The organism is Achromobacter sp. 2789STDY5608615, from assembly GCF_001298995.1.
Classification (GTDB): Bacteria; Pseudomonadota; Gammaproteobacteria; order Burkholderiales; family Burkholderiaceae_B; genus Achromobacter; species Achromobacter insuavis.
On sequence record NZ_CYTY01000001.1, the window covers coordinates 1 to 12,471 of the forward strand.

Consider the following 12,471-nt stretch of genomic DNA (forward strand, 5'->3'; position numbering starts at 1 on the left):
GGGGGGGCTGGGCGGCGGACGGATTCGAGGCGGTGGGAGCGGTGGTGGAACAGCCGGCCAGGAGGGCCGACAAGGTGCCGAGTTGCAGTAATCGCCGACAGATGAACATAATCTTCCTTATGGAGACCATGTATCTTACCCACCCGGCATGCCGCTTGCATGAAATGGGCAGTTGGCATCCGGAAAGCCCGCAGAGGCTGGACGCCATTTCCGACCAATTGCTCGCCAGCGGCCTGATGCCCTATCTGGATGACCGGCAGGTGCCCCAGGCGTCCCGCCATGACGTGCTGCGGGTGCACACTGTCCAGTACCTGGACAGTCTGCGCGAACATACGCCCGAGCAAGGGTATTACCCGATAGATCCCGACACCCTGATGAATCCGCACACCTACGAGGCCGCGCTGTACGCCGCCGGCGCCGGGGTGGCGGCGGTCGACGCGGTCATCGGCGGCGAGGCCCGCACCGCTTTTTGTGCGGTGCGTCCGCCAGGGCACCATGCCTGCCGCTCGCAGGCGATGGGCTTCTGCTTCCTGAACAACGTGGCCATCGCGGCCCGCCACGCCATGGACTTCCATGGCCTGTCGCGGGTGGCCATCGTCGACTTCGACGTGCACCACGGCAACGGCACCGAGGACGTCTTCGCCGGCGACGAGCGGGTGCTGATGTGCAGCATTTTCCAGCACCCGTTCTTTCCCAACAGCGGCACCGAGCACCCGGCGGCCAACATGGTCAACGTGCCGGTGGCGGCCTATACGGCGGGCGCGGCCGTGCGCGGCATCGTCACCGACACCTGGCTGCCGCGGCTCGAGGCGCACCGCCCGGAACTCATTCTGATTTCGGCCGGCTTCGACGCCCATCGCGAGGATGACATGGGTCAAATGGGGCTGGTGGAGGCCGACTATGCATGGATCACCGAGCAGCTCGTGGACGTGGCCGAGCGCCATTGCCAGGGGCGGATCGTCAGCACGCTCGAGGGCGGTTACAACCTGTCCGCCCTGGGACGCAGCGTCGTGGCCCATATACGGGCGCTGGCGAAGCTGTAGAATCAGGAAAAAATTGTGCAATGCGATCCCGGCGGATCGTTAACTCCCCCGGGTAACTATTTCCATTTGGAGGCAGCGGGATGAAGGTGTTGGTACCTGTCAAGCGCGTCGTTGACTACAACGTCAAGGTGCGCGTCAAGTCTGATCAGACCGGCGTGGATATCGCCAATGTGAAGATGTCCATGAACCCCTTTGACGAGATCGCCGTCGAGGAAGCCACCCGCCTGAAGGAAAAGGGCGCCGTGGCCGAAGTCGTGGCGGTTTCTTGCGGCGTTGCGCAATGCCAGGAAACGCTGCGCACCGCCATGGCCATCGGCGCCGACCGCGGCGTGCTGGTCCAGACCGACGCCGAACTGCAACCCCTGGCCGTGGCCAAGCTGCTCAAGGCGCTGGTCGACAAGGAACAGCCGCAACTGGTGATCCTGGGCAAGCAGGCCATCGACGACGACGCCAACCAGACCGGCCAGATGCTGGCCGCGCTGCTGGACTGGCCGCAAGCCACGTTCGCCAGCAAGGTCGAGCTGGCCGACGGCAAGGCCACGGTCACGCGCGAAGTCGACGGCGGCCTGGAAACGCTGACGCTCAAGCTGCCGGCCATCATCACCACCGACCTGCGCCTGAACGAGCCGCGCTACGTCACGCTGCCCAACATCATGAAGGCCAAGAAGAAGCAGCTGGACACCGTCACCCCGGATGAACTGGGTGTCGATCCGGCGCCCCGCCTGAAGACGCTCAAGGTCAGCGAGCCGCCCGCCCGCAAGGCCGGCATCAAGGTGGCCGATGTCGCGGCCCTGGTGGACAAACTCAAGAACGAAGCGAAGGTGGTTTGAGATGACGACGCTGGTTATTGCCGAACACGATAACGCCCAGCTCAAGGGCGCAACCCTGAACGCCGTCGCCGCCGCTGCCAAGATCGGAGGCGACGTCCACGTGCTGGTCGCCGGCGCCAATGCCCGCGCCGTGGCCGACCAGGCCGCGCAAGCGGCCGGCGTGGCCAAGGTGCTGCTGGCCGACGCCCCGCAGCTGGCCGACGGCCTGGCCGAGAACGTCGCCGCCCAGGTGCTGGCCGTGGCCTCCGGCTACAGCCACATCCTGTTCCCGGCCACCGCCTCGGGCAAGAACGTCGCCCCGCGCGTCGCCGCCAAGCTCGACGTGGCCCAGATCTCCGACATCATCGGCGTGGAATCCGCCGACACGTTCCAGCGCCCGATCTACGCCGGCAATGCCATCGCCACCGTGCAATCGGCCGACCCGGTCAAGGTCATCACCGTGCGCACCACCGGCTTTGACGCCGTGGCCGCGCAGGGCGGCTCGGCCGCCGTGGAAGACGTTGCCGCCGTGGCCGATTCCGGCCTGTCGAGCTTCGTCGGCCGCGAAGTCGCCAAGAGCGACCGTCCGGAACTGGCCGGCGCCCGCGTTGTCGTTTCCGGTGGCCGTGGCCTGGGCAGCGCCGAGAACTTCAAGATCCTGGATCCGCTGGCCGATAAGCTCGGCGCCGCCCTGGGCGCCTCGCGCGCCGCGGTCGACGCCGGCTACGCGCCGAACGATTGGCAGGTCGGCCAGACCGGCAAGATTGTTGCGCCGCAGCTGTACGTGGCCGTCGGCATTTTCGGCGCCATCCAGCACCTGGCCGGCATGAAGGATTCCAAGGTCATCGTGGCCATCAACAAGGATCCCGAGGCGCCGATTTTCGGCGTGGCCGATTATGGCCTGGTGGGTGATCTGTTCCAGGTCGTTCCCGAACTGACCGGCGCGCTGTAAAGCGTCATTACCGGCAGTCCCCGAGCCCGCGCGCGTTACGCCCGCGGGCTTTTTCATGCCTGGTTTTTATGCGCCGGTTGTTTTTCCTGTTTGCCTGACAATCGAAACTATTTGATATTTACTATCCAAATCTTTTGATCTTTTGAAGGATTCTGATAATGTGTCTCGCGCGCAGCTAGACACGGCGTAAGTGCTTGACCGGTACATAACGAAGGAGATTCGGGATGGAATGGTTCTTTGACACTCTGCGAAAATATCCGGAGCTTGCGATTTTCCTTACCCTGGGTCTCGGGTATTGGATCGGCGCCAAGAAAATATTCGGATTCAATCTGGGGGCGGTGACTGGCACCTTGCTGGTCGGTGTGCTGGTCGGCCAGCTCGACATCACGATCGCCCCGATCGTCAAACAAGTCTTTTTCCTGCTGTTCCTGTTCGGACTGGGCTATGGCGTCGGCCCGCAATTCTTTCGCGGCATGAAAAGCGATGGCCTGCCGCAGGTCATCTTCGCCGTCGTCATCTGCGTCATCTGCCTGCTGGTCACCTGGGGCACCGCCGTCGGATTCGGTTTCGACGCCGGCACCGGCGCGGGCCTGTTGTCCGGTGCGCAGACCATTTCCGCGGTGATGGGCGTGGCGACCGACACCATCAACGGCCTGGGCATCGATGCGGCCACCAAGAAGAAATGGATCGACAGCATCCCGGTGGCGTACGCGGTCTGCTACATCTTCGGCACCGTCGGCAGCGCCTGGCTGCTGGCCTCGCTCGGCCCGAAGCTGATGCGCGTGGACATCGTCAAGGAGTGCCAGGAGTACGAGGCCAAGATGTCCGGCGGCGCCGACTCGATGGAACTGTCGGGCTATCGCAAGTTCATCTCCCGCGCCTACAAGCTCGACCATTCCGAATTCGTCGGCAAGACCGTGGGCGATATCGAGTCGCGCTTCGTCGAGGCGCGCGTATTCGTCGAACGCATCCGCCGCGACGACCAGATTCTCGACACCGATTCCACCACCGTGCTGCAGGCCGGCGACGTCCTCGGCGTGGCCGGCCGGCACGATGCGCTGGTGTTGCAGGCGGCCGGGATCATCGGCGCCGAAGTCGAGGACCGTGACCTGATCAACCTGCCCGCCGAGATCGTCGAGGTGGTGCTGACCAACAAGAACCTGGCCGGCAAGACCGTCAAGGAAATCTCCGAGATGGAGCAGGTGCGCGAGCTGGGGCGGGGCGTGTTCCTGCGCAAAGTGGTGCGCGGCGGCCATGAGATGCCGGTCAACTGGGGCCTGAAGCTCGACCGCGGCGACCGTCTTTTCATCCTGGGCGCCAAGCGCGACGTCGAGCGGGTGGTCGGCAAGGTCGGCTACGTGGACCGCGCCACCGAGCAGACCGACATGGTGTTCGTGGGCTTCGGCATCCTGCTGGGCGGCCTGTTCGGCACGCTGGTGCTGACCGTGGGCGGCATTCCGATCACGCTGTCGACCTCGGGCGGTTCGCTCATCGCCGGCCTGATTTTCGGCTATCTGCGGTCGGTGCATCCCACCTTCGGCCGCGTGCCGGAACCGGTGCACTGGTTCCTGACTTCGGTCGGCCTGACCGCGTTCGTGGCGGTGGTGGGCATCAGCTCCGGGCCGGGCTTCGTGCAGGGCTTCCAGCAACTGGGGGCCAAGCTCTTCATCGCCGGCATCATCGCCACCAGCATCCCGATGATCCTGGGGGTGTACATCGCCCGCTACGTGTTCAAGTTCCATCCGGCCATCGTGCTGGGGGTCTGCGCCGGGGCCCGCACCACCACGGCCGCCATCGGCCAGATCACCGAAACCGCGAAGAGCCAGGTGCCCGCCCTGGGCTACACCGTGCCCTACGCCATCGGCAATACCCTGCTCATCATCTGGGGCATTATCATCGTCATGCTCATGACCTAGAGGCCCGGTCCCCGGCGGGGCGGCCGCGCCTTGCCGGGGACCGGGATTGCCGCTGCCCGGCCGTCCCCCTCGCGGCGGACCGGCCAGCGGATCCGGGGCATTCCCCGCCGCAAGCGCCTGTCAATCGCAAACCAGGAGTACTGAACAATGGCTTCCACCGCGCCTCTCACCGTCAGCCTGGCCTCGGCCCTGAAAACCACGCGTTCGCGCCAACGCGACCTGGAACAGCTGTCACCCTTCGAACTGAAGGACTATCTGATCACGCTGGCCAAGGACAGCCAGCAGACCGCCGCGCTGACCATGCTGAACGCCGGCCGCGGCAATCCCAACTGGATCGCCACCGAGCCGCGCGACGCCTTCTTCCTGCTGGGCCAGTTCGCCATGAAGGAAGCGCGCCGGGTGCGCGATGACGGGATCCTGGCGGGCATGCCGCCCAAGAAGGGCTGCGCCGACCGCCTGCGCAAGTTCCTGTCCAAGAACAAGGGCGCGGCGGGCGCGGACTTCCTGGCCGGGGTGCTGGAGTACGGCGTGAAGATCAAGAACTTCGTGCCGGACGAATGGATCCACGAGCTGACCGATAGCGTCATCGGCGACAACTACCCGGTGCCGCCGCGCGCGCTGGTGCACCTGGAGCAGGTGGTGCACGACTACCTGATCAAGGAAATGTGCGACGGCCGGCCGCCCAAGGGCAAGTTCGACCTGTTCCCGGTCGAGGGCGGCACGGCGGCCATGTGCTACATCTTCGACTCGCTGATGCAGAACGGCCTGCTCAAGCAGGGCGACACCATCGCGCTGTTCCTGCCGACCTTCACGCCCTACATCGAGATCGCGCACCTGGAGCGCTTCCAGTTCAAGATCGTCGCCATCAATGCCAGCAGCGTGCGCGCCGATGGCACCCACGACTGGCACTATCCGGCCACGGAAATCGCCAAGCTCGAGAATCCGAAGATCAAGCTGGCGGTGACGGTCAGCCCCAGCAACCCGCCGTCGGTCGCCTTCAGCCCGGTCGAGATGAAGCAGATCGTGGGCCTGATCCGCAAGAATCCGGACCTGGTGCTGGTGACGGACGACGTCTACGGCACCTTCGTGCCCAACTTCCGCTCGCTGATGGCCGAGGTGCCGCACAACACCATCTGCGTCTATTCGTTCTCGAAGAACTTCGGCTGCACCGGCTGGCGCCTGGGCGTGATCGCGACCCACGAGCAGAACACCATGGACCGCCGCATCGCCGAGCTGCCGGCGTCGTGGAAGAAGCGCCTGAACAAGCGCTACGGCGCCATGACCATGGAGCCGGAGAAGCTCAAATTCATCGACCGGCTGGTGGCCGACAGCCGCAACGTGGCGCTGAACCACACGGCGGGCCTGTCGCTGCCGCAGCAGGTGCAGATGGGCTTCTTTGCGCTGTCGCACCTGCTCGATCTGAAGGACGCCTACAAGCATCTGACCATGCAGATCGTGCGCGCGCGCCGCGACGCGCTGTGGCGCGGGCTGGGGGCGCCGCTGCCGCCGGAAGATCCGATGCGCGGCTGGTACTACGTCGAGCTGGACTTCATGGTGTGGGCCAAGAACACCTACGGCGATGCCTTCTGCAAGTACATGACGTCGAACTACGAGCCGGTTGACTTCCTGTTCCGCCTGGCCGAGAAATCCGGCGTGGTGCTGATGGACGGCGGCGGTTTCGGCGGGCCGCCGTGGTCGATCCGCATCTCGCTGGCCAACCTGGACGACGGCGACTATTCCAAGATCGGCAAGCACATGGTCGATGCCGCCACGGAATACGTCGAGGCGTGGAAGGCCGGCCAGCTGGTGCGTTCGGGTCCGACCGCCGGCAAGGGCCAGACGGTCAAGCCCGCCGCCGCCAAGCGCAAGGCCGCCGGCAAGCAGGCCGCCAAGAAGGCGGTGAAACAGGCGGTCAAGAAGGCCGCCAAGGCCGAGCGCTCGGCCAAGAAAGGGATCAAGTCGTAGCCAGCCGCCACCACATCCAGGGTGACATGACCTCATGACGTGCTCAGTCGGGTTTTTCAATAACGTTCCCATCGCGGTGCTGTTCCTGACGGTGGGCTTGGGATACCTGATCGGCAAGCTCAAGGTCGGGCCGATCCAGCTGGGGGGCGTGTGCGGCACGCTCATCGTCGCCCTGCTGATCGGCCAGACCGGCTGCCAGATGCGCGGCGACCTGAAGGAGGTCGCGTTCGCCCTGTTCATCTTCGCCATGGGCTATTCGGGCGGGCCGCAGTTCTTCGCCAACCTGAACCGCTCCAGCCTGCGCTACATCGTGCTGCCGGTGATCGAGGCGCTGCTGGTGCTGACCATCGTGCTGCTGGCGGTGCCGCTGTTCGGGCTGGACGCGGGCACCGCGGCGGGACTGGCGGCGGGGGCGGCGACCGAGTCCGCGGTGGTCGGCACCGCCGCCGAGGCCCTCAAGCACCTGGGCCTGGCCGACGCCGAGGTGCAGCGGATGGAGGCCAACATCGCCACGGCCTACACGCTGACCTACCTGGTGGGCCTGATCAGCATCGTGTTCTTCACCAGCCAGGTGGCGCCGGCGCTGCTGCGCATCAACTTGCGCGAGGCCTCCAAGGCGCTGGAGGAAAAGCTGGGCGCGGGCCCGGGCGAGTCGGACGACAACCTGCTGCCGACCCTGCCGCGGCTGGTGGGGCGTTCGCACGTGGTCAAGGACGCCGACGGCAAGACGGTGGCCGAGATCGAGGCCGAGCTGGGCGGGCGCACCGCCATCAGCCGCATCCTGCGCAACGGCGAGGCGATCGAGCCCACGCCCGAGGACAGCCTGGCCACCGGCGATATCGTGGTGGTGCTGGGCCTGCGCCGCTTCGCGCTGCGCGCGGGCTCGGTCATCGGGCCGGAGATCCAGCTGCCCGAAGCGCATGCCGACGACCTGCAGCTGGCCGAGCTGCAGGTCATCGTCAACAAGAAAGAGGTCAATGGCCACACCGTCGGTGAACTGGCCAGGCGGCCGCGCGCGCAGCGGGCGCGGGGCGTGTTCCTGCAGTCGATCCAGCGCTCCGGCCACATGCTGCCGGTCACGCCGGCCACCGTGGTGCAGTACGGCGACCTGGTGACGCTGGTGGGCGCCGAGCCGGAGCTGTCGCAGGCTGGCGCGGCGCTGGGCAACGAGCTGCGGCGCAGCGGCGTCACCGACCTGGTGTTCCTGGCCTTCGGCATCCTCGCGGGCTTGATGATCGGCGCCCTGGGCGCGCGGCTGTGGGGCATTCCGGTGTCGCTGGGCAGCGGCGGCGGCGCCCTGGTCAGCGGCCTGGTCTGCGGCTGGATCAACGCCAAGCGGCCGGCGCTGGGCCACATGCCCGAGCACGCGGTGCAATTGCTCAAGGACCTGGGCCTGGCGGTGTTCGTCGCCTGCGTCGGCCTGTCGGCCGGGCCGGAGGCGGTGGCGCTGATCCGCGAGCACGGCGCGGTGCTGCCGCTGATCGGCCTGCTGGTGTCGCTGGGGCCGGCCTGCCTGTCGCTGTGGGTCGGGCACAAGATACTCAAGATTGAGGGACCGCTGCTGGTCGGCGCCATCGCCGGCCAGCACGTCAGCACGCCGGCCATCAGCGCCATCCTGGGCGCCAGCGGCAGCGCGGTGCCGCTGCTGGGCTACACGGTGACCTACGCCATCGCCAACGTCCTGTTGCCGGTGCTGGGGCCGATCATCGTGTCGCTGGCGCATCATCTCGGGGGGTGAGGTCGGCAGGGCGCGTCGCCCCATGACGCGGAGCGAGGGTTTAACATAGGCTAGGGAAACTACCGAGACCGCCATCGACCGCGCCATGCGCGTCGCCCAAGGCGGCATCCCATCGCACCCCGCCGCCCCCGCCGTCACGGGAGCAGGCTCATGGAGACAAGATGCCCTACCTTACCCCGCTGAAGGATTTCCGCTTCGCGCTGAACGAACTGGCCGGCCTGGACGACGTCCTCAAACTGCCCGGCTTCGAAGAGGTGACGCCCGACCTGGTGGACGCCATCCTGGAAGAAAACGGCCGCTTCGTCGAGCAGGCGATCGCGCCGCTGAACGTGCCCGGCGATACGCGGCCGCCGGTCTGGAACGACGGCCAGGTCACCGCCACGCCAGGCTACGCGCAGGGCTTCAAGGACTACGCGGCCGGCGGCTGGCAGGGATTGCAGCATCCGCAGGCCTGGGGCGGGCAGGGCCTGCCCAAGCTGGTGGCGGCCGCGCCCGGCGAGAACATCCAGGCGGCCAGCCTGGCGTTCTCGCTGTGCCCGATGCTGACCGACGGCGTGATCGAGGCCATCCTCACCGTCGGCTCGGAAGAGCAGCGCAAGAAGTTCGTGCCCAACCTCATCGGCGGCAAATGGACCGGCACCATGAACCTGACCGAGCCGCAGGCCGGCTCGGACCTGGCCCAGGTCGCCACCCGCGCGGTGCGCCAGGAAGACGGCAGCTACCGTCTGTCGGGTCAGAAGATCTTCATCACCTACGGCGAGCACGACCTGGCCGAGAACATCATCCACCTGGTGCTGGCGCGCACGCCGGACGCGCCGCCCGGAGTCAAGGGCATCTCGCTGTTCATCGTGCCCAAGTTCCTGGTCGGCGCCGACGGCGCCCTGGGGGCGCGCAACGACGTCTGGTGCGCCTCGCTGGAGCACAAGCTGGGCATCCACGGCAGCCCCACCGCGGTGCTGCTGTACGGCTCGGGCAAGGGCGAGGCGGGCGAGGGCGCGGTCGGCTACCTGGTCGGCGAACTGAACCGCGGCCTGGAATACATGTTCATCATGATGAACGCGGCCCGCTACTCGGTTGGGCAGCAGGGCATCGGCGTGTCCGAGCGCGCCTACCAGCATGCGCTGGCCTATGCCCGTGAACGGGTGCAGGGCCGGGCGGTGGAAGGCTCGGCTGCGGCCGTCGCGATCGCGCGCCACCCGGACGTGCAGCGCATGCTGCTGACGATGAAGGCGCTGACCGAAGCCGCGCGCGCCGTGTCCTACGTGACGGCGGCCGCGCACGACAAGGGCACGCATCATCCCGACCCCGAGCAGCGCGCCCGCAACCGCGCCTTCTATGAATACATGGTGCCGATCGTCAAGGGCTTCTCGACCGAATCGGCGGTGGAAGTGGCCTCGCTCGGCATCCAGGTGCATGGTGGCATGGGCTATATCGAGGAGACCGGGGCGGCGCAGTACTACCGCGACGCCCGCATCCTGCCGATCTACGAAGGCACCACCGCGATCCAGGCCAACGACCTGGTCAGCCGCAAGACCCAGCGCGACGCCGGCGCCACCGCCTATGCCGCCATCGCCGCCATGCGCGAGACGCTGCGGGCGGTCGAGGCCGAGTCGTCGCGCGCGGCGGCGTCCGAGCGCGACGGCCTGCGCCTGCTGCGCGACAACCTCGACAGCGCGATCCAGGCCTACGAGGCCGGGGTGGAGTTCATCCTGGAACAGTCGGCGGCGAACATCCGCGCGGTCTATTCCAGCAGCGTGCCGTACCTGATGCTGGCCGGCGTGGTGCATGGCGGCTGGCAGATGGTGCGCGCGGTGCTGGCGTGCCGCCGGCGCCTGGCCGCGGGGTCGACCGATCCGTTCCATCGCGAGAAACTGGCGACCGGATTGTTCTACGCCGCCCACATCCTGCCGCGCGCCCTGGCGTTGTCGGCGGCGGTGCGCGCCGGGGTGGTGGCCGACGCCTGCGGCGCGGCCGCGAATATTGCATAAGGTTATATGTCTTGCGTATTTCCCCTGCAACAGGTTTGATGGAAGAATCGTTTCGAGGGGCGGCACAGGCCGCCATCGAGACGTTTTTCCAGCCGGCCGTCGGACCTGGCGGCCGGTCGATTCCGTAACCTGAATCCGCAAGCAGGAGACACCATGAGTCATCTACGCCTGGGCGACACCGCGCCCGATTTCGAACAGGAATCCTCGGCCGGCCCGATCCGTTTCCACGAGTATCTGGGCAATAGCTGGGGAGTGCTGTTCTCGCATCCTGCCGATTTCACCCCTGTCTGCACCACCGAGCTGGGCTACACCGCCAAGCTGGCCGACGAATTCGCCAAGCGCAACGTGAAGGTGCTGGCGCTGTCGGTGGACGGCACCGACTCGCACACCAAGTGGATCGAGGACATCAACGACACCCAGTCGACCAAGGTCAATTTCCCGATCCTGGCCGACAAGGACCGCAAGGTGTCCGAGCTGTACGACATGATCCACCCGAACGCCAACGCCACGCTGACGGTGCGCTCGGTCTTCATCATCGACCCGAACAAGAAGGTGCGCCTGATCATCACGTATCCGGCCAGCACCGGCCGCAACTTCAACGAGATCCTGCGCGTCATCGATTCGCTGCAGCTGACCGACAGCCACAGCGTGGCCACGCCGGTCAACTGGGAAGACGGCGACGATGTCATCATCGTGCCGTCGCTGCAGGACGAGGCGGTCATCAAGCAGAAGTTCCCGAAGGGCTACAAGGCGGTGCGTCCCTATCTGCGCATTACGCCTCAACCGAATAAGTAAATAAGAAATCCGTGCGCAAGGCGGCCCGCGCCGCCTTGCCGGATGGCGCTTGCAAAACGCCCGCAAAGCCGCGTATTCCCTGGGAATGCGCGGCTTTTTCACAGGGGGCGACGGCCGCGCTATATGCCTGGGAGCGATGAGCAATCAAAGAATGATTCGTTCCGTTCAGAACAGGCCGCCTGCACACTTGCTTCCACATTGCCAAACACGGGAAGGGAGCAAGGAATGTCTTTCAGGAAAGCCGGATGGTTGGCCGCCTTGGCCGCAGTGACGATGTCTCTCGCCGCGATCGCGCCGGCGCAGGCGCAGCAGAAGCAGACCCTGTTGAACGTATCGTACGACCCGACGCGCGAGCTGTATCGCGCCATCGATGACGCCTTCATCAAGCAATACAAGGAAAAGGCCGGCGTCGACCTGACCATCCGTCAGTCGCACGGCGGCTCCGGCCGCCAGGCGCGCTCGGTCATCGACGGCCTGGAAGCCGACGTGGTGACGCTGGCGCTGGCCTATGACATCGACGCCATCGCCGACCGCGGTCTCTTGCCGGAGAACTGGCAGGCGCGCCTGCCGCAGAACAGCTCGCCCTACACCTCGACCATCGTGTTCCTGGTGCGCAAGGGCAACCCCAAGCACATCAAGGACTGGGATGACCTGGTCAAGGACGGCGTGCAGGTGATCACGCCCAACCCCAAGACCTCGGGCGGCGCCCGCTGGAACTACCTGGCCGCCTGGGCCTACGCGCTGGAGAAGAACGGCGGCAGCGAAGACAAGGCGCGCGCCTACGTCGGCGAGCTGCTCAAGCACGTGCCGGTGCTCGATACCGGCGCCCGCGGCGCCACCACCACCTTCGTCGAGCGCGGCGTGGGCGACGTGCTGCTGGCCTGGGAAAACGAAGCCTTCCTGGCGCTGGAGGAACTGGGTCCGGACAAGTTCGACATCGTGGTGCCGTCGCTGTCGATCCTGGCCGAACCGCCGGTGGCCATCGTCGACAAGATCGTCGACAAGAAGGGCACCCGCGCCGCGGCCCAGGCCTACCTGGAATTCCTCTACACCCCGGCCGCCCAGGAGATCATCGCCAAGAACTACTACCGGCCGATCGACAAGACCGTGGCCGCCAAGTACGAAAGCAAGTTCCCCAAGGTCAAGCTGGTGACCATCGACGACAAGATCTTCGGCGGCTGGCGCAAGGCGCAGAAGGACCACTTCAGCGACGGCGGTACCTTCGACCAGATCTACCAGCCGCAGAAGAAGTAAGCGGACAACCA

The 12,471-nt window shown here is 66.3% G+C and carries 9 protein-coding genes; all 9 read left to right on the plus strand.

Annotated elements, in window-relative coordinates; genetic code table 11:
• Positions 1-119 precede the first annotated feature (119 nt).
• Complete coding sequence (locus AOZ49_RS00005; RefSeq protein WP_082380251.1) at positions 120-1,043, plus strand: histone deacetylase family protein; 924 nt, start codon at positions 120-122, stop codon at positions 1,041-1,043.
• An 80-nt stretch (positions 1,044-1,123) separates the two neighbouring features.
• On the plus strand, positions 1,124-1,873 hold the full coding sequence (locus tag AOZ49_RS00010; protein ID WP_054473879.1) for an electron transfer flavoprotein subunit beta/FixA family protein: 750 nt from the start codon (positions 1,124-1,126) through the stop codon (positions 1,871-1,873).
• 1 nt (position 1,874) lies between these two features.
• The gene (locus AOZ49_RS00015; protein WP_054473880.1) at positions 1,875-2,804 is read left to right on the plus strand and encodes an electron transfer flavoprotein subunit alpha/FixB family protein; all 930 of its coding nucleotides are present in this window, start codon (positions 1,875-1,877) and stop codon (positions 2,802-2,804) included.
• A 224-nt stretch (positions 2,805-3,028) separates the two neighbouring features.
• Positions 3,029-4,720 carry an aspartate-alanine antiporter gene (aspT, locus tag AOZ49_RS00020; protein ID WP_054473881.1) on the plus strand — a complete coding sequence of 564 codons (1,692 nt, stop codon included), beginning with the start codon at positions 3,029-3,031 and terminating at the stop codon, positions 4,718-4,720.
• Positions 4,721-4,867: 147 nt separating this feature from the next.
• Positions 4,868-6,685 (plus strand): bifunctional aspartate transaminase/aspartate 4-decarboxylase, encoded by a 1,818-nt coding sequence (locus AOZ49_RS00025; RefSeq protein WP_054473882.1) that lies wholly within the window; start codon positions 4,868-4,870, stop codon positions 6,683-6,685.
• A 34-nt stretch (positions 6,686-6,719) separates the two neighbouring features.
• The gene (gene aspT, locus AOZ49_RS00030; protein WP_054429475.1) at positions 6,720-8,423 is read left to right on the plus strand and encodes an aspartate-alanine antiporter; all 1,704 of its coding nucleotides are present in this window, start codon (positions 6,720-6,722) and stop codon (positions 8,421-8,423) included.
• A gap of 161 nt (positions 8,424-8,584) precedes the next feature.
• Positions 8,585-10,411 carry an acyl-CoA dehydrogenase gene (locus tag AOZ49_RS00035; protein WP_054473883.1) on the plus strand — a complete coding sequence of 609 codons (1,827 nt, stop codon included), beginning with the start codon at positions 8,585-8,587 and terminating at the stop codon, positions 10,409-10,411.
• A gap of 153 nt (positions 10,412-10,564) precedes the next feature.
• The gene (locus AOZ49_RS00040) at positions 10,565-11,206 is read left to right on the plus strand and encodes a peroxiredoxin (protein ID WP_006388282.1); all 642 of its coding nucleotides are present in this window, start codon (positions 10,565-10,567) and stop codon (positions 11,204-11,206) included.
• A 225-nt stretch (positions 11,207-11,431) separates the two neighbouring features.
• Positions 11,432-12,460, plus strand: a complete 1,029-nt coding sequence (locus AOZ49_RS00045; RefSeq protein WP_054429473.1) for a sulfate ABC transporter substrate-binding protein — start codon at positions 11,432-11,434, stop codon at positions 12,458-12,460.
• Positions 12,461-12,471: the final 11 nt, after the last annotated feature.

What these genes read in the sequence shown, in the direction of transcription:
- AOZ49_RS00005 (WP_082380251.1), top strand. Translation starts at nt 120, where the DNA reads ATGGAGACCATGTATCTTACCCACCCGGCATGCCGCTTGCATGAAATG.
- AOZ49_RS00010 (WP_054473879.1), top strand. Translation starts at nt 1,124, where the DNA reads ATGAAGGTGTTGGTACCTGTCAAGCGCGTCGTTGACTACAACGTCAAG.
- AOZ49_RS00015 (WP_054473880.1), top strand. Translation starts at nt 1,875, where the DNA reads ATGACGACGCTGGTTATTGCCGAACACGATAACGCCCAGCTCAAGGGC.
- aspT (WP_054473881.1), top strand. Translation starts at nt 3,029, where the DNA reads ATGGAATGGTTCTTTGACACTCTGCGAAAATATCCGGAGCTTGCGATT.
- AOZ49_RS00025 (WP_054473882.1), top strand. Translation starts at nt 4,868, where the DNA reads ATGGCTTCCACCGCGCCTCTCACCGTCAGCCTGGCCTCGGCCCTGAAA.
- aspT (WP_054429475.1), top strand. Translation starts at nt 6,720, where the DNA reads ATGACGTGCTCAGTCGGGTTTTTCAATAACGTTCCCATCGCGGTGCTG.
- AOZ49_RS00035 (WP_054473883.1), top strand. Translation starts at nt 8,585, where the DNA reads ATGCCCTACCTTACCCCGCTGAAGGATTTCCGCTTCGCGCTGAACGAA.
- AOZ49_RS00040 (WP_006388282.1), top strand. Translation starts at nt 10,565, where the DNA reads ATGAGTCATCTACGCCTGGGCGACACCGCGCCCGATTTCGAACAGGAA.
- AOZ49_RS00045 (WP_054429473.1), top strand. Translation starts at nt 11,432, where the DNA reads ATGTCTTTCAGGAAAGCCGGATGGTTGGCCGCCTTGGCCGCAGTGACG.